This window comes from Cohnella sp. GCM10027633 (assembly GCF_042675445.1).
Taxonomy (GTDB): domain Bacteria; phylum Bacillota; class Bacilli; order Paenibacillales; family Paenibacillaceae; genus Cohnella.
Genome location: NZ_JBHTGV010000003.1, coordinates 316,072 through 340,018 on the forward strand (window position 1 = coordinate 316,072; position 23,947 = coordinate 340,018).

A 23,947-nucleotide genomic window follows, 5' to 3' on the forward strand; every position below is an offset into this window, starting at 1 on the left:
GGCAGCGCTTCGCCGCTCGCGTCACCTCCCTCGAGGAATGTAATCCGATTCCCTACATGTTCATATGTTCCAGCGCCGTCTTGAACTCTCTGAAACCGAGGATGCCGAGCGGCACGAGAATATACAGGATCGCCGTCAGAACGAGCGGTGCCATCGCCAGCGGACTGACCATCGCCCGCTTCTTGCCGAGCGTCGTCGTCTGCGAGATTTCGCGGATGCGCAGCACGTGGTCGCGCTCGGTGACGAGATCGCTGAACGCCTCGTCGAGCCGAATCTGGTGAATCGTAAGCAACAGCTTGTCCACCATTCTGCGGAAGCCCGGCAAGACGGCTTTGGCCTTGAGCCGATGCAGCGCGAGATCCGGATTCGAAGGGTACTCGTGGAACGCGTCGATGAGAGCGTTCTTGTGCACCCGGCTCTGCTTCATCAGCCAATAGAGCGTCTCGAGCGTATCGCACGACGTATTCATGAGTATCGAGATCAGCGTCTGCAGCTGAAGCACGTCTTCCTCGCTCTCGGTCTTGAGCAACATCGCTCGCGCTCGCAGCATCAGCTCCGGCAAGTAGAAGAACGCGGACGCGATGCCGAACGAGATCGCCAGCATCCACCATTTGAAGTAAGCGCCGTGATAACTCGTGTACTTCTCCTTCAGCCGTTTGAACTGGGCGTCCTGGTCGAAGGGCGGCAGATCGGGCAGTCGTTGCGTGATCAAAGCTTTCGTATCGTTGTCCGAGGGCAGCGAAGGCAGCGACAGGTAATAACGGTCCATCTCTTGCCGAATCCGGATGTCCTTCGCCGTCAGCTTCTCGCCGCCCACGAGCGATACTTCGCGCACGTTGTCGTAGACGAACTGCTTCCCGAGCTGTACCGCGAAGAAGAAGCTGACGATCGCGAACAGGAAGGCCATCGAGGCGTACAGGATTTTACTGCCGTACATGTGCCGTAAGTTCGTCATGCTTAGCGCGCCTTTGATCGTTCGCAATTTGCGGGCTCGCTTGTAAGATTTCTTAGGAATCAGATCGTCGACGATCTTCGCGAACCACGGCATCTTCAGCGCCCTCATGACGATCGGGTTCCGATCGTCCTTCTTGACCGATACCGCGCTGTTGACCCGTACGATGACCGTATACCCGAGTATCGACGCCAGCAGGATGACGACCCGCGACACGTAGCCGAGCGTTCCGTGGTAGAGCACCGACGTTCCCGGAATGATCGAAGTGAAGAAGCTCTCGATCACCCCGATCGCGAGCAGCGGCGCGATCGGCAAATATTCGAGCATGCCGAATCTGGCTTTCTGCATCGAGATGCGCCGGATTTCCAAGTTGACCTCGTCCGCTAGCATCCCCATAGCCTGTAAGAAGCTCGAGGAACCGTCGCGCAGCTTGGAATCTCCCGCATTGTTCAGGATGTAGCAGACTCCGGCCAGCGTGCATAGCAATTTGAACGGCGTCTTGGCGTAGAATTCGTCGAGCTTCTTCTTCCCGTCGACGTCCGACAAGATCGCCGAGATGTCCTCGAACGCCCGGTGAAGCGAGCTGCCCGCCTCGGTCTCCGCGACCGCTTGAGATATCGAGTTCAACCGCAAGTAGTTCTGGCGCAGGGAAGACAGCGCCGTCGACAATTGCTTGAGCAACCGGAAGTGCACGCTGTCGACCTGCTTGCCGACGATGACGTTGTTCATGACGAGCGCGTACAGCAGCACGAGCAGCGTCGAGAACACGTCCTTGAAGATGAGCGCTCCGACGACCAGCAAAGCGACCGAGCAAGAGACCGAGATCGCGTACACCCGAACGGAATTCACTTGGATTTCCTGCGCGGAGTAGACAGAGAGGTCGGCGATGCGCGTCTTGACTTTCTTGAAGCTTCCTCTCGTCAAGAACGAGTCGTCGAGCCGTTTAAACCACTTGAGATACGTCGTCAACGGGATGAGGCCTTTGCGCTTGACGCGGATGCCCGACATTCTCGCCCTCGCCTTTTTGCGGTCGGAGACGACAACCCAGGAAATGCCGAATATGGCCGTCAAGACGATCGCGATCAGGAGAAAGACCATCAGAGCCTCCAGTTGTCGAGTATGAACGACTTGAATTCCTTGACTTTGTCCGGCGGCATTACGCCCAGCATCTTCTGCGTCAACTCCGTGGTGAACCAGTCCTGCGTCTCGTAAGTGTCGGTGTCGAGGTCGTACTTCAGCACGTCGCGCGTCGCGAACGTCTTGCGGTCCGTAATCCGGGAATAGTACTCCTGCGTAATCCGATTCATCGAATGCAGGGGGTTGCCGGAATCGTAATCCGGATAAGGCACGTTCTCGTCCAGCTTCACGATCTCGGATATGCGCTCGACGTACCGGCGGCCGTCCGTCGTATAGTTCAGATGAATATCGACCCGGATGACGTCGATAACCTGCTGCTCCGCCGTCGTCATATTGCCCGTGAATCCGCCGGCGTTAACGAGCGAGTTCCGTATCGCGTACACGAGCTGATCCGCCAAGTTGGCATGGTGGGAGAAGATCGTGAAGATCGACGCCACCTGCCCCATCTGGATCATTCGGGCGGCGATCGCGTCCGTCGCGACTTCGCCAACGATCGAAACGGCGGCGTCGGATTTCTTCAAGGCGTCTTGAAGCTGCGTCGCCGATATGAACTCGGTTTCCTGCACGGACAAGATATTCCGCTCGGGGTACAGCTCGCGCAGATACATCTCCGGAGCCATCTCGAGAACCCGGATCGTGTATCGGGGATCGATGTACTTGACGGCCGCCGTCATCATGACCGTCTTGCCGGCGCCCTGCCGTCCGGTGAAGCCGCAGGTCACTTGTCCCATCATGAGATACTTGATGAGTTCGATCGCGAGATGCGCGTTCTTGACGTACGGCTTGGCGATCAGCGCCGGCAACGAGGAGTCGCTTAGCGTGAACTTCCGGACGAACACCGCCCAATATTCCGCGGCCGGAGGCCGGAGCGCGAGCACGCGGGATTTGTCGTACATCGTGTTGACCAGATAACCGCGCTTTTCCGTCAACGGACCGGGATTGTTATAGCGGCACAGCAATTGCACGACCCGGCGCAGCTCCTCTTCCGTATGGAAGGAGAGGAACCGCAGATGGATGTACCTGCCGTTCAGATACAGCCATACCGATTTCGGCGCCGTCAGGATCTTCTTCTCTTTATTGAGCAGCGCGCTCAAGATGGAGCCCGACGTTCCGCAGTTGAACCCGTTGATGTTCATTTCGCGCAGCGTATCGATAATGCCGAACCCTTTGTACCGCTGATAGATCATGATCGCGAGAATGTCGAGCATGACATGGTAGCCGAGCTCGAACGCCTTATCCGCGTAGATCGTATCGATGTCTTCCTCGGATACGAGGTAAGAGGCTTGCGACTTGTCTTCGATCTCGTACCGTTCCCGATCGAGCCGATATTCGCGAACGAGTTCCGCGAGAGCGTCCTTGCCGTGCGTCTTCTTGTAGAAGTACATCAAGATCTCGAATTTGATCCGCGGCTCGACATAGCCTCGGAAGTCGAACACCTGCAAGATCTCTTCCTCCGTCTTCAGCTGATCGGCGATAATGCTTCGAATGAGATCCTGCACGATCAGCTTCGCGGAATCGATGCCGTACACGCAGTTCTGCATCGCGTCCTGAATGCGGGCTTTCCGCTTGTACATCGACTCGAACTCCTCGTCGGACATGCCGGCCAAGTTCTCGTCCTTCACGAGATCGGCCAGGCTATACTTGACGATCTCCAGCAGCCGGTCGAGCGTAAGCTTGTCCGATTGCTCCGCGTCCGGCTTCTCGCGCTTGGCCTTCCAGTACAGTGCCGATATGACAGCCGCGATTCCCAGGAACGTCGCGACGACGAGCAATGTATTCACGCTCAATGCGATTCCCTCCAGCCGTTATGCCATTCCTTGCGGCCATGCCGTTCTTCTTCCCAAGTTGGATAGGACGACCATCAGACATTCCTTCAGATCGTTATTCAGCTCGATCACCCGCGGATCGCGATTCAGAATGAACGGCAACATCGTCTGCAGCTTGCCCGTATTGCTCGATTTGCGGATAAAAGGGTTATAGCTGAGCTTGGCGCAGCGCCTGTGGCGAAGCCCGAGACGTTTGGTCGTATCCCGGAAGGCCTCGACGTACGGATCATACTGGTTGAACACGTAGACGAGCCCTTTGCCGTTCAGGCCGCCGAGCACCCCTGCCCGATCCCAGTCCTTGAGCTTATTCCAGACGTCCCTGGACTGCGTGAGCACCATGACCACCAAGTCCGATTGCTCGATTACGGCTAGAGAGGCTTCGTCGTAGATTTCCGTCGCGACGTCGGTCACGACGACTTCGTGGCTAAGGTTCTGGATCGCGAACTTCAGCAGCTTCGTATTGTCTTCGCCGGATATCGTGTCGGATGCGGTCTCGATCAGCTGCAAGTTCGGCACGCCTGGTACCTTAAGACAATAATCGACGATCTCGTCCCCCGCGATGGCGTTCGCTTCCAGCAGCTTGATGACTTGGGTCAAGTTCCTCGTCTTGTCCTCTTGCGGCTTAATACCAAGAAATCCGCTCATCGAACGCCCGTCGTTGCCTGTATAAGCCAGGCAAGTCGTCATGTTCTGCGTCTGCGCGATGCCGAGGGCGAGCAGCGCGCTTACCGTCGTCCCTCCTTGCCTGCGGTCCGGAGAAATCACGGCGATCTTCATCTGCTCCACCTCCTCGTCAATATCGCTAGCGCTTGCTTAGGCTTCATGCTCAAGTGCGGCGCGAGAAGCTTCGCGAATCCGACGTTGAGCTCCTTGGACGGTACCGGCTCGAGGATGCGGTAATGTTCGATCCGTTCCGTCGTCTTCCATACGAGCGAAGCCGGCGCGACATGGATCGCGTTCTTCTCGCGCTTGCCGTCGTAAGTCATCTTCACCGTAACCGGCGCGTTCAGCATGCCGAGCAGCGCTTGCTCGTCTTCGGACGGGGGGAACGCCTTCACGTGAAGAGCCGCGTGCAGCTCGTCCGGAATCGTGTCCTGCAGATCGAAGACGACATGGTCGAAATCGTCCGGCGCGTACCCGATCTCTTCGAATACCTCGTCGGGCGTCGCGTCCGTCACGGCGACCATGACGTTCGCGAAATGTCCTTGCCGCTCGCCCGGCTCCAGCAACCGATTGTAGTGCCTATTGTTCGTCAGCAACGCGACGTCGCCCGTCGCTTGCAGCAGCTTCAACAAGGCGTAAATGACGGGTCGCTTGTCCGTATGGCCGTACACCCCGATCCGCATTACTCCACGACACCTTTCTCGATGTTCAATGATTGCCCGGTTTCCGCGGGCGTCTGGCCGTCTACGGCCGGCGGAGAAGACTGCTGGATTTCGGACGCTTCCGACGCCAGCGCTTCGAGCACCTCTTGCTCTCTCTGGGCCGCCGCGTCCGCGCCGCCTTCGATGACGCCTTCGATCTCGTTCCGTCCGGACGATATTTTGCTTCCCTTGTCCTCGGTCACCGCCGATATTCCGGTATCGATCATCGAGCGCAACGGATCGTTGATCTGTTCGTTCAACCGCTCCAGGATGTTCGGATCGGCCAGCATGATCGCCTGGATGTTTTTCGGAATCGCGTAATACGGCGTGGCGGGCTTCTGGATGCCCGGCTCGAGATACTTGGTCAGATAGAGCGTCGCGCCCTTGTCCGAATTCAAGAAGTAATCGATGAGGGCCGCTTGGTAGAAATGAATTTCCCTCTCGTTCAGCGTCAGCTTGATCGTCTTCTGGTTGATCGCCTCGATGCGCTTGTGCGGCAAGACGATGTAATCTTCGCCGTACGGATAGACGATGCGGTAATCGATATAATCGCCGACGCGCATGCCGATCGGCAGAATGTCCGCGACGACGTCGTATTCCCTCGTCGTGTCGTCCACTTGTTCCTCCATGACCAGATCCAGGCTAAGCGGAGTTCCTGCCGCCAGCGACACCCGGTAGAATTTGCCGACGACCGTTTCCGGCTCCAGCACCAAGCTCGGCACGAGCAACGATTCCGGTATTCGGCGAGTCTCCAAATCTTCGTACGCGATCTCTTTGCCGGGGAATAACGCCGCTCCCTCCCGTATCGTCCAGATGTCGACCATCGGTCCGATCGCGTCGATCGTTTGTTGAAGGGAGGCGATCCGCCCCTCGTATTCCGTTCGCGTCTTCTCTTGCTTCGGCTTCCATATCGCGTAATATTGTCCGACGTTCGTTCCGACGAACAGCAGCGCCGTCGCCGCCGCGATCACAATCGTCTTCCAATTCCACTCCACGTGCATGCTCGCAACCTCCGCCTCAAGTCGTACCGTTAATGAACCGCTCGGGATCCGGCAATTCGGATCGTACCGGGTATAACACTTTCATGAAGTCGGGCATCGCGATCACTCTGCAGACGATGCCGTTCTTGGCGAGATACAGGTCCGCGTATGCCGCGTCGCGATACGTCCCGATGTTGCTCCAGCCGTCCGAGATCATGGTCGCGAGGTAGATCGAGGTCTTCTCTAGTTCCGAAGCGTAGGTATACGGAATGTCCGGTTCGATTCCCGCTCCGATCGAAGCAGGATCGATGATCGTAGTGTCCGGCAAGTAAGCGAACGACTCCGCCGGTTCCGTAATGGATAGCTCGATCGCGGCCTTCGCGCCTTCTTCGGTCGCGAGCACGGTCAATCGGAATACGTCGCCGCGCACGATCGCTTCTTTGATGACGATCGTCGGCGATTCCGCTTCTTCGGCCGCCGCGCGAGAAGGATCGGCGTCTTCGAGCGTCTTCCATCCGATCAGCAGCAACGCCGCAACCGCTAACGCGGCGGCGATCCACAGAGTCGGCGCGAGCTTACTCATAGCGCTGCGCCTCTTCGCCCATATACCACAGTCTCGGCTCTCCGCCCGCAGACGTTCGGACGGTCAACCCTAGCGCTCTCAAATATTCCGTTACCTTGGCGTCCGATGCCGAGAGGTTCACATTGAATTGCTGCTTGCCGTACCATACGGTCATGTCGGATCCGTCTAAGGAATAACCGACGCTGTCCGCTCCTTCGAGGCCGAGAGAATTCGTCGGGTCTTCGATCGTTCCGCTGCTTCCCCGATAATCGGCGACGATGCGCTCGAGAACCGGATCGATCTCGGCGTCCTTCTTTTGTCCCCACCAGTAGCCCGCGAGAAGCATCGCGATCATCAAGGCGATAAGGACTGACGTCTTGTACATGGGCGATCCCCTTATGTCTCCTGTCATATGCCTTCTTCCCGGACGACGAGTTCGTACTGCGACTCTAGAATCTCGTACGGGAAATCTTCTACAAGTATATGGAAGCCCATCCACCATTGAAATATGGTTTCCGCGAAATGTAAGATAACCGCTTCGAAATGGCAGAACCGATAGGAAAGTGGCATTTTCGAGCCGCGAAACGTCAGATTTCGACCTTGAAAAGTGCTTGACAAAATAAATTTGTGTAATTTTGTGGCGAATGGTGGTGAAAAATGCCTTTCTTCTGCTAATATGGTATGGAAATCCTTATGTATAGAAGGAAGAAGATGGGGCGTAGCATGAAGACAATCATCGCGGAAGACGTACAACACGTACGCAAACAAATTAGGTCTTTGTGTTCAACCAGCGAGATCGACGTCATTGCCGAGACGCATTCCGGACTAGAGCTCGTTGAGTTGGTGCTTAAGTATCATCCGGACATGGTCATTCTGGATATCGAATTGGAGGAAATGTCGGGGATCGATGCCGCGATGCGGCTGCGCGAATTGGGAGAGACCGACCTGATCTTCGTGTTCGTAACCGGCTCGACGGACCCGTACAACGTCATGATGGCGGTGAACGAGATCGGCGCCTATTACGTCGTCAAGCCGGTAACGACCGACCGGTGGAGCCTCGCGATCGATAAGATTAAAGAGAAGTTCGCATCCGCGGCTCAAGTCCAAGCGCTTGCCGAATCGCACGATCTGCTGACGGAAGCTTCCCGCTCCAAGCAATCTTTCGCGATCTCGGAAGGCATGATTCTCATGATCGAGAAGCTCCCCTCCAAGAAGTCGGTCACGATCTTCTTGACGAACGGAGAACGCATCCGCAGTCTGTATACGCTGCAGCAGCTCAAGGAAATGATGGCGCCTTACCTGTTCGAGACGATCCGTGGCGTTCTGGTTAATATGAGGCACGTGTCCGGTTTCTCGCGAGAGGCGGACTCTCCGAAGACGGGATTAATCCGAAGATTTACCATTATGTTCCGTAACAGCGCCATAACCGCGCCGCTCGGACGAGCGCAGGTCGCTCCGTTCTCGGAACTGCTGGAGAAGCGGCAACGGGGGGAATGGGTATGAATGGCGCCGCCTATATCGGAATCGGTATTCTGCTCCTCTTGAGCGCGTGGATAGTCGCCATGAAACGCTCCGAGCACCGTCTGAGAAGAAGCGTTCGCTTCTACGAGGAACATATTAGAGAATCGAAGCAAGAACAATATCAACTGCGCGCGCACAAGCACGACCTGCTGAACCACGTTAACACCATTCATGCGCTCGCATGCATGAAGGAGTACGACGAGCTTCGCGCCTATACGGAACGCTGGACGCGAGATATCGCGTGCGCGTTCGAGAAGGACGATACGGGCCACCCGATCTTAGCCGCGTTGCTTCTAACCAAGCAAGACGAAGCCGATAGGCGCGACGTGCTGCTGACCTATAAGATCGAACGGCGGAAGCCGGCGGAGTTCACGCTCTCGCCCGTGGATCTCGTGCGAATGATCGGCAACCTGGTCGACAACGCGATCGATTGCGCGGCCGCCGGTCCGCCCGACGAGCGCTGGGTCCGGGTCGAGATCGACATGGATGCCCGCATGCTTCGAACGCTCGTCGTTAATCCCGGTAAGCTGCCCAAGAGAACCGCCAGCCGGATGCTAGATACCGGGTTCACGACCAAACAGAGCCATTCGGGTTACGGGTTGTCGATCGTCCAAGAGCTGTCCGGCAAGCTCGGCGGCAGCGTTTATTATCGGAACAAAGGAGGTCAAATTACGTTTCATTTAGATATCCCGTGGTCGAAGCAGCAAGCAGCCGCTCCGATGAAGCTAATCGCTCGTTAATAGCGCGAGCATGACAAAAAAACCTCCTTGCCGCCTGGGAATGTTCCGAGCGACAAGGAGGTTTATCGTTTATATAGGTGGTGCCGAGGACGGAGGTCGAACCCGTACGGTGGTCACCCACCGCGGGTTTTAAGTCGTACTACTGACGGTTTTTTGAACGATCCGAGCCGGATACAAGCGCTATGATTTGAACAAAGCTTAGGTATTCCGTACTATTTCGTCTTATTCCGACGAAATATACGCATTTTTGCGGAAAATCATTGTGGGTGACTATCGCCTCATGATAGACTTAATTGGCATATAATAGGTGATATAGGAGAGGGGTATTCATTTTAATGGAATCGCAACCAACACAACCGCAACAGAAACCGATCGTTAACAAGAAGCTCGTCAAATGTAAGCATTGTAATCATGACGTAGCTCGTGCAGCACGCAAATGCCCGAATTGCGGCGGTAAGTTGCATATGGGAAAAGGAATGCAATTTTTCGTCGGCTTAGTCGTAATCATCGTTGTCATAGCAATTCTAGCTAACTTGGGCGGTAACGACGACAATTCGGCAAGCAACGGCACGACGACCAGTTCGAGTGAAGACGTTCCGCTGAGTAATGAAGGTGTCGCTTCTAACGTTGCGATCCGCGTCGATAACGTAGAGACAACCGATAAGGTTGGCGATAACCAATTTACGGAGACTAAAGCTCAAGGCGTATTCAAGGTCATATCCCTGAGCATCAAGAACGGACAGAAAGACGCTATTACGGTTGATTCGAATAGCTACAAACTGTTTGACGATCAAGGTCGCGAATTCTCGGCTTCTACGAATGGACAAATGGCGTTCATGGGCAATGATAATGTTAAGGCGTTGTTCTTAGAGAAAGTGAATCCAGGCATCCAAATCCAAGGCGTTATCGTATTCGATGTACCGACAGACGCTAAAGGGTTATACTTGGAAGCACGAGGCGGTTTCACAGGTAAGAAGATTAAGTTGAAAGTAGACTAAGGCGCACTGGACGCTCTACTGAAAAAAAACAAGGCGTATCCAACCGGATGCGCCTTGTTCGTTTTTAATCGCTGTCTTGCAAACGTCTGGTTGGACGTAGGCTAAACGGATTAACATTCATTTAAGTAAGTAATGGTGCCGAGGACGGGGGTCGAACCCGTACGGTGGTCACCCACCGCAGGATTTTAAGTCCTGTGCGTCTGCCAATTCCGCCACCCCGGCACGTTATGTTGAGCGCTGCGGATACGAGCACCGAGCGGTGACAACAGATAATATAATACCACGGATGCTCCTGCATAAGCAAGGTCAACTTATCCAGTTTATCCAACTCCCGCGGGACGAATCGCATGGAAAAAGACCCCAACGCTCCGAGGAGCGTTGGGGTCTTGCGGATGTTATCGTATGTAGTTCAATTCGTTACAGTTGGTTGGTGGGCCTTGCAGGACTCGAACCTGCGACCAATCGGTTATGAGCCGACCGCTCTAACCAACTGAGCTAAAGGCCCTCGAGTCGGTCCCGAGAAAGTTGGTTGCGGGGGCAGGATTTGAACCTGCGGCCTTCGGGTTATGAGCCCGACGAGCTACCGGGCTGCTCCACCCCGCGTCGTTGAATCTGCATGTGCCAGTTATTGGCGACAAACAATAATATACCTTACTTACATGCCTCGTGTCAACTGTTATCTTCGTTTTTCTTTTTCTCCGCGTTGTCGGCGTTCATGCCCCCGGCGTCGGCCATCGCCATCTCGCCCAGCTTCTGCAGCAGCAAGTGCTGCGGCATGTGCATGAGATGCTCCAGCGGCACCTTCATGAACGCGGACAGCTTCAGGGCCGTCTCCGCGGATATCGGCATCGGTCTCACGGTGAATCCTCTCCTTGCATCGCAGACGTCCGTCTCAGCTTATCACAGCGACGAACGATTGCCAAGACGGAGAAGAGCACCGCCCAAGACCAGAACCTGTTCAAGGCAAATAACGAACGCCGTAGCGCCCTTTGCGGGAGCGATACACTTCGATTTCGCGAGGAAGGTCGATTCCGAACACCCAGCCGTCATGCTCCATCCGCTGCACGAGGCAGCCGGCTTGGAACTTGCTGTCGTACAGCCTGGACCAGTATATCCATTTCAACGCTTATCCCTCCGTTATTTGGGTGTATGCTTCTAGGATGCACGGAGGATCGGAATTTGAAACGTTCGACACCGCCGGAAAAGCGTAAGCGACCCGCGTATGCAAAGAAACGCACCCCGGTTCTACCGAGGTGCGTTCCTCCTTGCAACATCCTATCCTTATTCCGCGACTTCCGGCGCGGTAGACGCTTCCGCCGGTTCGTCTACCGAAGGCGCTTCTTCCGCAACCGCGGACTCCTCGGTAACCGTCACGGATTCTCCGGCCGCTTCCATCAATCTCATCTTCTCGAGAGGGATGGCTCCGCCACCACCGTAGACGTCGTCGTAAATGCCCTCGATCGGGCCGTCCGGGTTCGTCTTGATCTTCTGCAGCAGGTCGTTGCCCCGCGTCTGCCATTCCTCGAGCGCTTCCTTGACGGTCTTCGTGCCTTGAATGACCTTCTGGTACGCTTGGTTGCCCAACTCGTTAACCATGTTCAGGTTCGGCTTCTCGCGGTAAAGCGCTTGGTCCTTGAGCGACGATTGGGACATCGGCGCAGGCTTCATCTTCGTGAAAGCATCGATGTTGTAAGGGTCCATGCCCTCCTTCACTTTGACGAACTCTTTCAGAGAAGACATCTCGTATGTGCTGCGGGACTTGAACTTGGCGGACTTCTCGCCGTTCATGAACTTGATGAACTCCCATGCGTCGTCCGGGTTAGCGGCCTTGGCGTTAATACCCGCCAGTTGGTTCAGATAGATATTGCCGCCGATACCGACTTTGTCGGAGAAGAACGGCATCGTGACGACGTCCCATTCCAGCTTATCCATCTTCAGCTTCTCCGCGTTCGCGTTCATCTGCTGAATTTGGCTGATCATGCTGTAATCGCCGACCGTCATCGCGACTTTGCCGTTCAGGAACAATTGCCCTTGATATGGATTATAGCGAATCGGTCCGTCCGTCGCCGGCTGTTCGTACATGTTCTGCAAGTCTTCTTGCTTCGGCGTAATGTGATCCTTGTTCAGATCGGTGATCATCTTCCATGCCGCTTCCCATTGCGGCGTGTTGACGGTCATCGTCTCCGCTTTGTCGTCGAACATGCGAAGCTGCAGCGGCGTAATGAAGCTCTGCATGTCGTAGAAGCTGTCGCCCGCGCCCCATTGGTTCAAGGAGAAGCCGAACACGGCGTCCTTCCCTTCGCCCTTCTTCATCCGTCTCGCTAGGTTGAACACTTCCTCCCAGCTCATCCCGTCGGTCGGAGCGTCTACGCCTTGGGCGCTGAACAGCTTCTTATTATAATAGAGCGCGGAAGGCGTGAACGTCGGCGTCAGAGCGTAGATGAAGTTGTTGCCTTGTTCTTTGATGCCGTCGATAACCGTCGGCACGAACGCGGTCGTGTCGATCTCGTCTTCCTTCAGGAGCGGATCGAGCTGTTTCAGCATGTTCTCGTTCACGAGCTGGCCGAGCAAGCCCAGATCGAAGATCATGACGTCGACGGGATTGTCGCCGGTCATGATCGCTTTCACCTTCTCCATCGGATCGGGTTGCTGTTGCGGCTTCGACTGGTCTTCGAATTGCATCTCGTTATAATCGATGGCCGGCACGATCTCGATGTCGATATTGTCGTGGTCGAATTCGAACATGTCCGTATACTGCTGGCGGAAGTATTGATCGTCCTGCGTGCTGCCGTACAGCGTTCCGATGCGGAGCGTGTGGCGGTTGTTCGGATCGTCCGCCTCCTCGCCCGAATTACATGCCGCCAGAATCGGAACGAGCAGCGTAAGCGACATGCTGATTTTGACCCATTTCGGAACCGAATTTCTCATCTTCATGCGGTTTCTTCCCCCTCTAATGTTTTCGGTGCGGTGATGACGATCTTGTCGCCGTCGAATTCCATCGTCGCCTTGTCTCCGATCGCCAGCGCCTTCAAGTATTCCTTCGGAATTTGCATCCGTCCAACGCGGTCGACGACGACGTAAGCTTCATGAACTTCCTCGAGCGACTCCCCTTGGTTAAGCGGCAACGACAGATCGAGATTCGGATTGCGCTTAATGAATTCCGTGCTCGTCAAGCCGTCGCGGATCGCGACGACGCGGTCGACTTTGCCGGCGAGCGACAGGTCGTGCGTGACGATGACGATCGTAAGGCCGAGCTCCTTGTTGAACTTGCGAAAAATATCCATGATAACGTCCGAGGTGCGCGTGTCGACCGAGCCCGTCGGTTCGTCGGCAAGCAGCAACTGCGGGCGGTTCGCGAGAGATATCGCGATCGCCACGCGCTGCTGCTCGCCGCCGGACAGCTGCTGCAGCTTGTTGTGCATCCGGTCCTTGAGGCCGACCCACTCGAGCAGTTGCTTCGCGTAGGGGCGGTCCAGCTTGCCCGCGAACATCATCGGCATCTCGACGTTCTCGAGCGCGGACAAGAACGGCAGCAAGTTGCGCGCGTTGTTCTGCCAGATGAAGCCGACCGTATCGCGTTTATACTTCACGAGGTCCTCGTCGCTCACCTTAAGCAAGTTCCAAGGGCCGACCTGCACCTGTCCGGCGGACGGACGGTCCAGTCCGCCGAGAATGTTCAGCAAGGTCGACTTCCCGCTTCCGCTGTTGCCGATAATCGCCATCATCTCGCCTGGTTTCACGCTAAGATTCAGGCCTTGGAGCGCGACGACCTCGAGATCGTCGGCTTTGTAAATTTTGACTAACCCTTCGCAAGTGATCATCGGTTAGCGCTCCTCTCCCAGCTTGACGGCCTGGTGCACCTTCAGACGGCGAATGTGCGTCACGAGCAAGGCGACGCCGATGAACATCATGACGCCGACGACGACGTACAGCCGGTTCGTGTCCGCGGCTTCGAACACGACGCGGAACGGCGGAATCTGGTTGGCCGAATTGTCCGTCGTCTGCAGGAACGGCAGGAACAGCATGCTGGTCGCCTTGCCGATGCCGATCCCTAGCCCGATCGATAAGCCGGCCGTGAACACTTGCTCCAAGAGAAGCATGCCGGTCAGCTGCTTGCGCGACAAGCCCATCGCGCGCAGGATGCCGATCTGGACGACCCGCCTCGACAGGTTGAAGAACCAGAACAGGACGTATCCCGACAAGGAGACGATGATCGTCACCATGAACCCGAGACTCAGAATGCCGAACACGCCGCCCCTCGCGGGGTGCTTGCTCTGCGAGATGAGCTCGCTGCGCATGTCGTCGATCGAAGCGAGCTCGATTCCTTCGCCTTGCAGCGCCGGAATGATAGGCGCCGTCTTGGCGTCCGGATCCATCTTCAGCCAGACGTCGTAAGGAATCATCGGCACTTGATCGTAGATATAGTCGAGGTTCGCGATCAGGAACGGCGACTGGTCGGGATATTGACTCGGCCAATACGGGAGAATGTCGAGAATGACGAACTCGATCGATTGCTCCTGCAACACCGTGCGAACGATATCCCCGCGCTTCAGATCGAACTTCTTCGCGACGTTGGAGGAGATGAACGCCCCTTCCGGATAATCGCCCATCCATTCCAAGTACTTGAACGGACTAACCGGGTATAAGTCTTGGCGGAACCAGGCGACGCGGGCGAAGTCGACGTTGTCGAAGCCCATGATCGTCGCTTGGCCGGCCGACTTGCCGGCGATCGTCAGGCTGCCCTTCGTCTGCAGGACGCGCGCCGCATGCTCGACTCCAGGCAGCGTGCGGAACACCTCGAACGGCGGTTCGTTATAGTTGATGCGGGTCGGCACGACGCCTTGACCGCCGCCTCCGCCACCGCCGCCGCCACCAGAGCCTCCTCCGCCTTGACCACCGCCGGAGCCGCCTCCTCCTTGGCCGCCGCCTTGACCGCCGCCGCCTTGACCGCCGCCGGACGTGTCGACGGGAGCGAACTCCGCGGTGCCTTCCCACACCGACTTCACGATGACGTCGGTACCGAATTTGTACATCGTTCGCTCTTCCGAGTTCAATCCGATCGTACGAGCCGCCGAGGCGTTATACACGCCGAGCCCGAGCGTCAGAATGAGCAGGATCATGAGCGGATAGTACGATCTCGACGAACGCGACAGCTGCGTCAACGTCAAGTAGAGCGGAACCGGCAGCACTTTCTTCCAGATCGCGTTGAGCAGTCTCAGAATGAGCGGGAACAACCGCAGGAACACGAGTCCCGCCGCGAAAATGCTGATCGCCGGCACGAAGAACAGGAACGGCTGCACGTTCAGTTGATCCGTCGTAACGCCGGTGGCGAACGACACCATCTGGCGCTCGTTGAACAGATACCAGCCATATCCGGCGACGCCGAGCAAGACGACGTCGAAGAACCACTTCTGCCAGAACGGCTTGCGCTCCGTCCGCGCCATCTGCCGCTTGTAGTCGACGATGGACGTGCGGGTGAACACGATCGCGGGGATGACCGCCGCGCCGATCGCGACGATGACCGCCGCTACTCCCGCGATGATGCTGTCCGTCGAGAAGCCGATCGGTATCGACTTCCGGTCTACGAAGACGAGGAATCCGCTGGCCGAGCCGATGCTCTTCGCCATGAACCAGCCGAAGAACGGTCCGGCGACGAGCGCCACGATGCCTAGTAGTGAACCTTCTAACAGGAATAAGAGGAAAATCTGCCTCGTGCTCGCCCCGCGGCTTCGCAGCACCGCGATGTCCGAGCGTTGCTTCTCCAGCGCTTGCTGGGCGTTCATCGTTATGAAGTAAAAGACCATCGCGATCATCGGCGCCGCCAGCGTGAACAGCAACGTCTGCAACTGAATGCTGTCGCGGCGGAATTCCTTGAGCATCTCGGCGAACGATATTGTCAGATGCGTGTCTGTGAGCCGCTTGAACGCTTCGATGTCGACGCGATTGAGCGTACTAGACAGCGGGGACAGCTGACTCGTCTTGATCTCGCGAAGATCGAACGCGGAATACCAGTTCGCGATCTGGATCGGCAAGCCCATACCTTTGTTCAGCTCGTTCACGAACACGTTATCCGCGACGAACAAGCTGTTCATCAAACCCTCGAAGCCTTGGTACCAATACCCGTCCGTCGCGTCCTTCGCCTTGAAGGAGCCGACGATCTGCACGCGCAGCTCGCGGCCGCCCGAGACGGGGTAGAAGAGCACGTCTCCGACGTGAAGATCGTTGCGGAACATCGCCTCGTCCAGCATGATCGCCTGGATCGTTCCGTCTGGATCCGATTTGTTGGCGAACCACTTGCCTTGCGCTTGGTCGGCGTGCGCCTGCAGATCGCTGAATGCCGCGACCGTAAGCTTGCGCGTCCGGCTCGCGTCGACCTTCGTCGGATCCTCCGGATACACCTCGGCGCTGCGAAGCGTCAAGCTGCGCTGAGAGGCGTCGACCGGGAAGCCGATCGCGGACCTGACGTCGTTCTCGATATAGGCGTTAACGTTGTCGAATCCGTTCATGTCGGTCTTGCCGTCGGTAGACTGATAGCTGATCAGCATCGCGCCGGCCGGCAAGCCTTCGCTGTTGTCTGCGAGCGATTGGGATACGACGCGCTTGAGCGCTCCGTCAGCGTACATCGGAATGCTCGTCGTGAAGGCGACGGCGACGAACAGTCCGGCGAGCGTGCTGAGCGTGAGCCAGCGCGTGTTCCACATCTTGCGGAATAGGAATCGGATGAGCGCCATCGGTTATCGGCCTACGACTTTCTGCCCCGGCGTTAAGCCCTGCAGGATTTCGACGTCCGTCGCCGTCTGCTGGCCGATCTCGACGTCGACTTCGCGCTTGCTGCCGTCCGCCTCGGCTACTTGCACGTAAGTGCGGGCGCCGATCGTCCGAAGCGTGGCGGTCGGGATGACGACCGCGTTCTCTTTGCGATTCGTAATGACGGCCACCGATAACGGCGTGCCGCGCGTGACTTCTTTCGGCAAATCCTTCACTTCGACGAGCATGTACTGGTCGAGCCGCTCCGGCCCTTGATTCTGGCCGCCTTGCCCGTTGTTCCCTGTCGTCGGCGCTTGCGGCATTTGCTTGATCGTGCCCTTTACCTGGCCGGCGTTGTTAATGTCCACCTGCACTTCCATGCCGACCGCGACCTTCGTCAAGTCGTCCTTCGACAGCGTGGCGGCGACGATCAGGTTGCTCGGATCGGCGATGACGCAGATCGCGTCGTACGCCTTGATCTGGGCGCCTTCCTGGACGGCGAGCCCGACGACCGTGCCGCCGTAAGGCGCGACGAGCACCGCCTTGTCGATGTCTTCCTGCATGTCGACGAGCGCTTGGCGGGCTTGCTCGAAGTTGAGCTTCGCCTGCTCGAATTCGATCGGGTCCATCTCGTCTTGCTTGCGCAGCGTCTCTTTCATCTGCAGCTCCTGCTGCCTGAACGAGAGCGTCTGGCTCCGCAACGTCTTCTTCAGATCGTCGACATCCAGCTCCGCGATCGTCGCGCCTTCCTCGACGACTTGGCCGGGCTGTATGTACAGCTTCTTGAGTCTTCTGCCGTCGAGCGTGAAGTACAACGTCTTCTCTTGCAGCGACATCATCTTGCCCGAGCCTTGAACCTTGCTTTCCAGCGTTTTCGTCGTTACTTCGTATGTCGGTTTTTCGGAGATTCTCGGTAGTTCGATCGCGGAGAGATCTTCCTCTTCCGGTTCGTCCGGCAACAGGCTGCAGCCGGAGATCGCGACCGATAACGCCAGCGTCGCTAGCATCGAAGATAGAAGTCGACCGCGAGAGCGCGCGTGTCGCGAAGAATCGTTAGGAGACGAATACGCCGTCCACCATTTCATAGACATGGTCTGCTACCTCCATTATGGTAGGATCGTGCGTCGTCATGCAGATCGTGACGTTCTGCGTGGCGACGATTTCCTTGAATACTTGCATTACTTGGGCCGCCATCTGGCTATCCAGCTCCGCGGTCGGTTCGTCGGCCAGCAGCAGGCTGGGCCGATGCGCGATCGCCTTCGCGATGGCTACCCGTTGCTGCTCGCCCCCGGACAGCTCGAAAGGCCGATGGTGCATCCGTTTCCCGAGCCCCACGAGCTCCAGACACGACGTCACCCTCGACTTCCACTCTCCTCGCGGCACTTTCGCCATCCGGAGAGACAATTCGACGTTCTCGTAAGCGGACAATAACGGCATAAGCGCGTACGCTTGGAAAATAAATCCGATATCTTTGCGGCGAACCTCGGTTCGCTTGTCGTCGCCCCATTCGTGGAACGGTTGATCCCGGAACATGATCTCGCCCGTGGACGGCGTATCGAGACCTCCCATAAGATTCATGAGCGTCGTCTTGCCGGAACCGGAACGGCCTCTCAACATAATAAGCTGGTTCGGATATAACGATAGATTAATCCCTTTCAGAACCCGAAGCTTGTTGCCGCCGACGTCGAAGGAGCGTTCGACTCCCCGTACGGTAAGCAAAGGCTTCCCCGGCGCGGCCGCCGGAATCGCGTCGGGCTGCCCCGAGGCCGGTTCTTGGGCGGGATCGCGCGGCGAATCGGACTTCGGTTCGCGGCGCAGCCATGACAGCATGCGATTTCCTCCCTTGCCAATCTCTTCATCAACTATAACGAGCGTTTGACAACAAAAGTTACGATAAAAATTAAACCTTTATCATTTTTTTAGAGAAATAGGAGAAGAGTCTCATTTAACAGATGGATTGAAGCAACATCGCCGAACATTTTTGGTCGGAGCTCTTTATAAGAAGGGGTTGTTTTGTGTATGATTAGAAGATATACCAAAACGCGCTGCGAGGAAGGTCTGATCGGATTGGAAACGAAGACGCCGTCATCAAACTTTATTAAAAACATCGTGATCGAGGACCTCGCTTCGGGCAAGGTCAAAGAAGTCGTCACCCGCTTCCCTCCGGAGCCTAACGGCTATTTGCATATCGGTCACGCCAAGTCGATCACCTTGAACTTCGAGCTCGCCGACGAGTTCAAAGGGAAGACGAACTTGCGGTTCGACGATACGAACCCGGTCAAGGAAGACATCGAATACGTCGAATCGATCAAGCAGGACGTCGCTTGGCTCGGCTTCCAATGGGACGGACTGTTCTTCGCTTCCGACTACTTCGGCGAAATGTACGATAGAGCGGTGCTGCTCATCCGCAAAGGGCTCGCTTACGTGGACGATCAGAACGCGGAGCAAATCCGGGAGACGCGCGGCACGCTGACGACGCCGGGAACCGAGAGCCCGCACCGCGGCCGTTCCGCCGAGGAGAACCTCGATCTGTTCGAACGGATGAAGCAAGGCGAATTCGCCGACGGCGAGAAAGTGCTCCGCGCGAAGATCGACATGGCGTCGCCGAACATCAACATGCGCGACCCGGTCATCTACCGCGTCGTTCACGCCCATCACCATAACACCGGCGACGCGTGGTGCATCTATCCGATGTACGCGTACGCGCATCCGATCGAAGACGCGATCGAAGCGATCACCCACTCGATCTGCACGCTCGAGTTCGAAGATCAACGCCCGTTCTACGATTGGGTCGTACGCGAGTGCGAAATGCCGAACGTACCCCGTCAGTACGAGTTCGCGCGCCTGAACGTGAACAATACGGTCACCAGCAAGCGCAAGCTCGGCCAGCTCGTCTCCGAGCGCATCGTCGACGGCTGGGACGATCCGCGTATGCCGACGATCTCCGGCATGCGGCGCAAAGGCTATACGCCGGAAGCGATCCGCTCCTTCTGTCGCGAGACCGGCGTATCGAAGAACTACGGCGTCGTCGACGAGCGCATGCTCGAGCACTTCATCCGCGAAGACCTGAAGCTCAAGGCGCTTCGCACGATGGCCGTGCTGCAGCCGCTCAAGGTCGTCATCACGAACTATCCGGAAGGCGAGACGGAATGGCTCGACATCGAGAACAACGCCGAGAATCCGGAGATGGGCCACCGCAAAATTCCGTTCTCCCGCGAGATCTACATCGAGCAGGACGACTTCATGGAGACGCCGCCGCCGAAGTACTTCCGCTTGTTCCCCGGTAACGAAGTGCGGCTGAAGGGCGCGTACTTCATCAAGTGCGAGGAAGCGATCAAGGACGGGAACGGCAACGTCGTCGAGCTTCGCTGCACGTACGACCCGGAGACGAAGAGCGGATCCGGCTTCACCGGCCGCAAGGTCAAAGGCACGATCCACTGGGTCGAAGCGAGCCAAGCGGTACCGGCCAAGTTCCGTCTCTACGAGCCGCTCATTCTGGACGGCGACGAGGAAGACGGCAAGTCGTTCCTCGACCATATTAACCCGAACTCGCTGACGGTTCAGGAAGGCTTCGTCGAAGCCGGCTTGAAGGACGCGGCCGGCGGCGATAAGTTCCAGCTGTTCCGTCACGGCTACTTCAACGTCGATCCGAAGGATTCTACGCCGGAGCAACCGGTGCTCAACCGCATCGTCTCTCTTAAGAGCTCTTTCGAAATTTAATCGCTCGCATCGCAAGGACGCTCCACGCGACCCATCCGGGTCCCCGGAGCGTCCTTTGCTACTTCGATCAAAGGATGTGAATGGCATGACTAATATTCGTTCGCGCAATATCATCTTACTAGGAGCCTTAACGGCGTTAATCGCGTTCGCCGGAGGATGCAGCAACGGGAATAACGGCAACGCGCCGGCCGACCCGCCGCCGATCGGTACGGAGACGGCGGTCGCGACTCCGTCCCCGACCTCTTCCTCTTCCGGAACGACCGCACCGGAAGAGACTCCTACCCCGTCGCCATCTTCATCGCCCGAGTCGGATCCGGTATCGGCGCTCATGGCCGATATGACGCTCGAAGAGAAGATCGGCCAGATGATCACGATCGGCATCGACGGCACGACGTTGGACGAGACCGCCTCGTCCCTCATCAAGGACCGGCATATCGGCGGCGTCATCTTCTACAAAGAAAACATCGACGGCTTGTCCGCATCGGTCAAGCTCATTAACGCGCTCAAAGCCGCGAACGCCGACAACGATGCGCCTCTGCTGCTCGGCGTCGATCAGGAAGGCGGCAAAGTCAGCCGATTGCCGGAAGACTTCGAGAAGATCCCCGACAACGCATCGGTCGGCAAGTCCGGGAACGCGGACCTCGCCCAAGAGATGGGCGGACTGCTGGCGGCCGAGGTACGGACGATGGGCTTCAACGTGAACTTCGCTCCCGTACTCGACGTGAACAGCAATCCGAACAACCCGGTCATCGGCGTTCGCTCGTTCGGCGCCGACGCCGAGCTCGTCGCGGAGATGGGCGTCGCCGAGATGAGAGGGATGCAGGACGGCGGCGTGATTACCGCGGTGAAGCATTTTCCGGGTCATGGGGATACGTCGGTCGACTCCCATCTGACGCTTCCGGTCGTACGCAAGACATTGGATCAGCTGCGGCAGATGGAATGGGTTCCGTTCAAGGCGGCGATCGACGAAGGCGCCGACATGGTCATGGTCGCGCACATCCTGTTCCCGCGAATCGATAACGATGCTCCCGCGTCGTTCTCTAAGGTCATCATCGGCGATCAGCTTCGCGGCACTCTCGGCTTCGACGGCGTCGTCATCACCGACGAGATGACGATGGGCGCCATCGCCAACCACTTCGGCATCGTGAACGCGTCTCTCAAGTCCGTCGAAGCCGGCAGCGACATCTTGATGATCGCCCACGGCTACGACAAGATGCGGTCCGTGTACGATCAGCTGTTGAAGGCCGTCAAGGACGGTCGCATCAAGGAGAGCCGCATCGACGAGAGCGTTCGGCGCATATTGACGCTGAAGCTCAAGTACGAACTGTCGGACGATCCGACTCCGATCCCGAGCGCGGCGGACTTGCCGAACGAGCGGATCCGGGAATGGAAGAAAAAGCTGGCGGCGGCGAAGTAAGGTCGCGCCCGCCTTTTGGGGCGATATCCCCTTCGCTCAGGTAGCATTGGGATACGCATAATCGCCCTTTTTGACGATATCCCCTTCGCTCAGTTGTTCGTACAACACGTGTTTTCTTCTTTATATGTAGAAATCCCCTTTGCTCAGTTATGCGGCACCTGCGCCGTTCTGAGCGAAGGGGATTTCATTCAAAAGGAAAAAGCGACCGTTCGGCTAAACGCCGACGGTCGCTTGCCATTCAATTACCGATTCAATACCCGATAGATGACGACAGCTGCTTGCGCTCTCGTCGCGGTCGCCCCCGGCTTGAAGTAGCCGTTCGAGAACCCTTCAAGCAGACCTGCAGCAACGGCGTTAGTAATCGCCTCTCTCGCCTCCGAGGACAAAGATGCGATATCCGCGAACGTAGCGGAACTTCCGGCGCCGGACAGCTTAAGCGTCCGCGCGAGCAGGATTGCCATTTCGGCTCGCGTAATCCGGTCGTTCGGACCGAACGTACCGTCACCGCGACCTTTAGCGATTCCGAGTTCGGATGCGATGTTCACGACCTCGGCATACCATGCACCTGGAGCTACGTCGGTGAACGCAGCGTCGGTATTCGTTCTTGCCGATTGAACCGAATCGAGTACCCCGATGAGCATCGTAAGATACTCTGCCCGTGTGACGTTACCTTGCGGACGGAACTCGCCTTCTTCGAAACCTTTCACGATGCCGCGGGCTGCCAACGCCTCAATCGCCTGCTTCGCCCATTGCGAGCCGACAAGATCTTCGAACGAGACCGGTACGTAAGCGACCGCGTATTGGCTAAAATGATTCGTATGGAACGTCACCGTTCCGGTTGTCGCATCATATTTACCGTTGTTCACTACGGTAAGCGTGCCATCGTCAGCGATGTAGTACACGATAATAGCATGCGCTTCCTCGTTAGGCGTCGGTTGATAAGGGATTCTTACTTCTACGGATTCCCCGTTGTTACCGAAGCGACTCACCTTCACTCCTCCGAGCGTAATCGTAAGATCGAATACGGGATGTCTGCCGACTTGCTGCTTGGCTTCCTCTGGAAGCCGTGATCCTTCGATGCGAGACACGGTCAGTTCTAGCTTCGCGTCGCTGTCGCCAATCACGTTCGCAAGCGTCGTTGCCGGCACGGTGACCGCTGCCAGTCCGGTGTCGATCGTTAGCGCGAATGCGCCGGAACCGTGCTGCGCCAGTTCTTTGGCAGGCAGAGCCAACCTAACGCTATCTGCTCCATCCGAACCGACTACGTTGATTTTCAATTCGCCAGTCGCATTCGCGACTGCTTGCTTCACTTCATTCGAGGACAATTCCAGGCTTGCTTGGCCTTGATTATTCGGCTTTATGTTCACTTCAATCCCGCCACCCGTTATGACGACTGGGCGTTGTTCCTGCGGGATGACGACAACCGTACCCGACTGATCCGGATTCTGCGTCGCTGCCGTTACCGTGACGGTTATCGTCACCGAATCGGTTCCGTCATCTTCTCCGTCGCTTGCAGTGAACGTCAACGTATGCGTACCTACTGCCGGAGCAGTCCACGAGAACGCGCCCGTGCCGGCGTTCATCGTATAGTTCGCGCCGTTCGGCAGGCCGGACACGCTGTACGCCAGCGTATCGTCGTCCTCATCCGTCGCCGAGACGGTCAATGCCACGTTCTCGCCTTCCGTCTTGCTAACCGTCGTACCGTTCGCCGGACTGCTAATGATCGGCGCGTGGTTAGGCAACGTCGCTGCCGTTACCGTGACGGTTATCGTCACCGAATCGGTTCCGTCATCTTCTCCGTCGCTTGCAGTGAACGTCAACGTATGCGTACCTACTGCCGGAGCAGTCCACGTGAACGCGCCCGTGCCGGCGTTCATCGTATAGTTCGCGCCGTTCGGCAGGCCGGACACGCTGTACGCCAGCGTATCGTCGTCCTCATCCGTCGCCGAGACGGTCAATGCCACGTTCTCGCCTTCCGTCTTG

General features: G+C 57.1%; 20 protein-coding genes and 3 tRNA genes. 5 read left to right on the forward strand and 18 right to left on the reverse strand.

Annotated elements, in window-relative coordinates; genetic code table 11:
• Positions 1-52 precede the first annotated feature (52 nt).
• The 7 genes from ACFQZG_RS10655 to ACFQZG_RS10685 are packed head-to-tail and all read right to left on the reverse strand — an operon-like array spanning position 53 to position 7,206.
• Entirely contained in the window at positions 53-2,050 is a 1,998-nt protein-coding gene (locus ACFQZG_RS10655; RefSeq protein WP_378152194.1) for a hypothetical protein, read from the reverse strand.
• Positions 2,050-3,876, reverse strand: a complete 1,827-nt coding sequence (locus tag ACFQZG_RS10660) for a pilus assembly protein CpaF (RefSeq protein ID WP_378152196.1) — start codon at positions 3,874-3,876, stop codon at positions 2,050-2,052. Before ACFQZG_RS10660 ends, ACFQZG_RS10655 begins: the two co-directional genes overlap by 1 nt.
• A gap of 18 nt (positions 3,877-3,894) precedes the next feature.
• On the reverse strand, positions 3,895-4,692 hold the full coding sequence (locus ACFQZG_RS10665; protein ID WP_378152198.1) for a CpaE/TadZ family protein: 798 nt from the start codon (positions 4,690-4,692) through the stop codon (positions 3,895-3,897).
• Positions 4,689-5,261 (reverse strand): hypothetical protein, encoded by a 573-nt coding sequence (locus ACFQZG_RS10670; RefSeq protein ID WP_378152200.1) that lies wholly within the window; start codon positions 5,259-5,261, stop codon positions 4,689-4,691. Before ACFQZG_RS10670 ends, ACFQZG_RS10665 begins: the two co-directional genes overlap by 4 nt.
• The gene (locus ACFQZG_RS10675; RefSeq protein WP_378152202.1) at positions 5,261-6,280 is read right to left on the reverse strand and encodes an SAF domain-containing protein; all 1,020 of its coding nucleotides are present in this window, start codon (positions 6,278-6,280) and stop codon (positions 5,261-5,263) included. Before ACFQZG_RS10675 ends, ACFQZG_RS10670 begins: the two co-directional genes overlap by 1 nt.
• A gap of 16 nt (positions 6,281-6,296) precedes the next feature.
• Complete coding sequence (locus ACFQZG_RS10680) at positions 6,297-6,842, reverse strand: hypothetical protein (RefSeq protein ID WP_378152204.1); 546 nt, start codon at positions 6,840-6,842, stop codon at positions 6,297-6,299.
• The gene (locus ACFQZG_RS10685; protein WP_378152206.1) at positions 6,835-7,206 is read right to left on the reverse strand and encodes a hypothetical protein; all 372 of its coding nucleotides are present in this window, start codon (positions 7,204-7,206) and stop codon (positions 6,835-6,837) included. The genes ACFQZG_RS10680 and ACFQZG_RS10685 overlap by 8 nt, the downstream gene beginning before the upstream one ends.
• A gap of 338 nt (positions 7,207-7,544) precedes the next feature.
• Between ACFQZG_RS10685 and ACFQZG_RS10690 the strand changes: the two genes are divergently transcribed.
• From ACFQZG_RS10690 to ACFQZG_RS10700, 3 genes are all read left to right on the forward strand, one after another.
• A complete protein-coding gene (locus tag ACFQZG_RS10690; protein WP_378152208.1) occupies positions 7,545-8,324 on the forward strand; it encodes a LytR/AlgR family response regulator transcription factor in 780 nt (259 codons plus the stop codon).
• Positions 8,321-9,082 carry a sensor histidine kinase gene (locus ACFQZG_RS10695; protein WP_378152210.1) on the forward strand — a complete coding sequence of 254 codons (762 nt, stop codon included), beginning with the start codon at positions 8,321-8,323 and terminating at the stop codon, positions 9,080-9,082. Before ACFQZG_RS10690 ends, ACFQZG_RS10695 begins: the two co-directional genes overlap by 4 nt.
• A 335-nt stretch (positions 9,083-9,417) precedes the next feature.
• Positions 9,418-10,080, forward strand: coding sequence for a DUF4352 domain-containing protein (locus tag ACFQZG_RS10700; RefSeq protein WP_378152212.1), 663 nt, complete (start codon positions 9,418-9,420; stop codon positions 10,078-10,080).
• A gap of 133 nt (positions 10,081-10,213) precedes the next feature.
• On the opposite strand, the gene ACFQZG_RS10705 is transcribed toward ACFQZG_RS10700, so the two are convergent.
• The 10 genes from ACFQZG_RS10705 to ACFQZG_RS10750 all read right to left on the reverse strand — a co-directional run bounded on the left by ACFQZG_RS10705 (position 10,214) and on the right by ACFQZG_RS10750 (position 18,657).
• Positions 10,214-10,302 (reverse strand) — tRNA-Leu (locus ACFQZG_RS10705).
• 206 nt (positions 10,303-10,508) lie between these two features.
• A tRNA-Ile gene (locus ACFQZG_RS10710) sits at positions 10,509-10,585 on the reverse strand.
• 21 nt (positions 10,586-10,606) lie between these two features.
• Positions 10,607-10,683: transfer RNA gene (locus tag ACFQZG_RS10715), tRNA-Met, on the reverse strand.
• Between the two features lie 66 nt (positions 10,684-10,749).
• Positions 10,750-10,929: a YycC family protein gene (locus tag ACFQZG_RS10720; protein WP_378152564.1), complete on the reverse strand. Its 180-nt coding sequence runs from the start codon at positions 10,927-10,929 to the stop codon at positions 10,750-10,752.
• A gap of 109 nt (positions 10,930-11,038) precedes the next feature.
• Positions 11,039-11,203, reverse strand: a complete 165-nt coding sequence (locus ACFQZG_RS10725; protein WP_378152214.1) for a hypothetical protein — start codon at positions 11,201-11,203, stop codon at positions 11,039-11,041.
• Between the two features lie 158 nt (positions 11,204-11,361).
• Positions 11,362-13,014: an extracellular solute-binding protein gene (locus ACFQZG_RS10730; RefSeq protein ID WP_378152215.1), complete on the reverse strand. Its 1,653-nt coding sequence runs from the start codon at positions 13,012-13,014 to the stop codon at positions 11,362-11,364.
• Positions 13,011-13,901, reverse strand: a complete 891-nt coding sequence (locus tag ACFQZG_RS10735) for an ATP-binding cassette domain-containing protein (RefSeq protein WP_378152216.1) — start codon at positions 13,899-13,901, stop codon at positions 13,011-13,013. Before ACFQZG_RS10735 ends, ACFQZG_RS10730 begins: the two co-directional genes overlap by 4 nt.
• Positions 13,902-13,904: 3 nt before the next feature.
• Positions 13,905-16,811, reverse strand: coding sequence for an ABC transporter permease (locus tag ACFQZG_RS10740; RefSeq protein WP_378152217.1), 2,907 nt, complete (start codon positions 16,809-16,811; stop codon positions 13,905-13,907).
• 3 nt (positions 16,812-16,814) lie between these two features.
• Positions 16,815-17,918: an efflux RND transporter periplasmic adaptor subunit gene (locus tag ACFQZG_RS10745; RefSeq protein WP_378152218.1), complete on the reverse strand. Its 1,104-nt coding sequence runs from the start codon at positions 17,916-17,918 to the stop codon at positions 16,815-16,817.
• Positions 17,881-18,657, reverse strand: a complete 777-nt coding sequence (locus ACFQZG_RS10750) for an ABC transporter ATP-binding protein (protein WP_378152220.1) — start codon at positions 18,655-18,657, stop codon at positions 17,881-17,883. Before ACFQZG_RS10750 ends, ACFQZG_RS10745 begins: the two co-directional genes overlap by 38 nt.
• Positions 18,658-18,846: 189 nt before the next feature.
• Here ACFQZG_RS10750 and ACFQZG_RS10755 point away from each other — a divergent pair, with 189 nt between their 5' ends.
• Both ACFQZG_RS10755 and nagZ read left to right on the forward strand, forming a co-directional pair.
• Positions 18,847-20,547, forward strand: coding sequence for a glutamine--tRNA ligase/YqeY domain fusion protein (locus tag ACFQZG_RS10755; protein ID WP_378152222.1), 1,701 nt, complete (start codon positions 18,847-18,849; stop codon positions 20,545-20,547).
• Positions 20,548-20,632: 85 nt separating this feature from the next.
• Positions 20,633-21,964 carry a beta-N-acetylhexosaminidase gene (gene nagZ / locus ACFQZG_RS10760; RefSeq protein ID WP_378152224.1) on the forward strand — a complete coding sequence of 444 codons (1,332 nt, stop codon included), beginning with the start codon at positions 20,633-20,635 and terminating at the stop codon, positions 21,962-21,964.
• Positions 21,965-22,206: 242 nt separating this feature from the next.
• Here the strand turns inward: nagZ and ACFQZG_RS10765 are convergent.
• Positions 22,207-23,947: S-layer homology domain-containing protein (locus ACFQZG_RS10765; RefSeq protein ID WP_378152226.1), on the reverse strand; the 1,741-nt coding region annotated here is incomplete at its 5' end.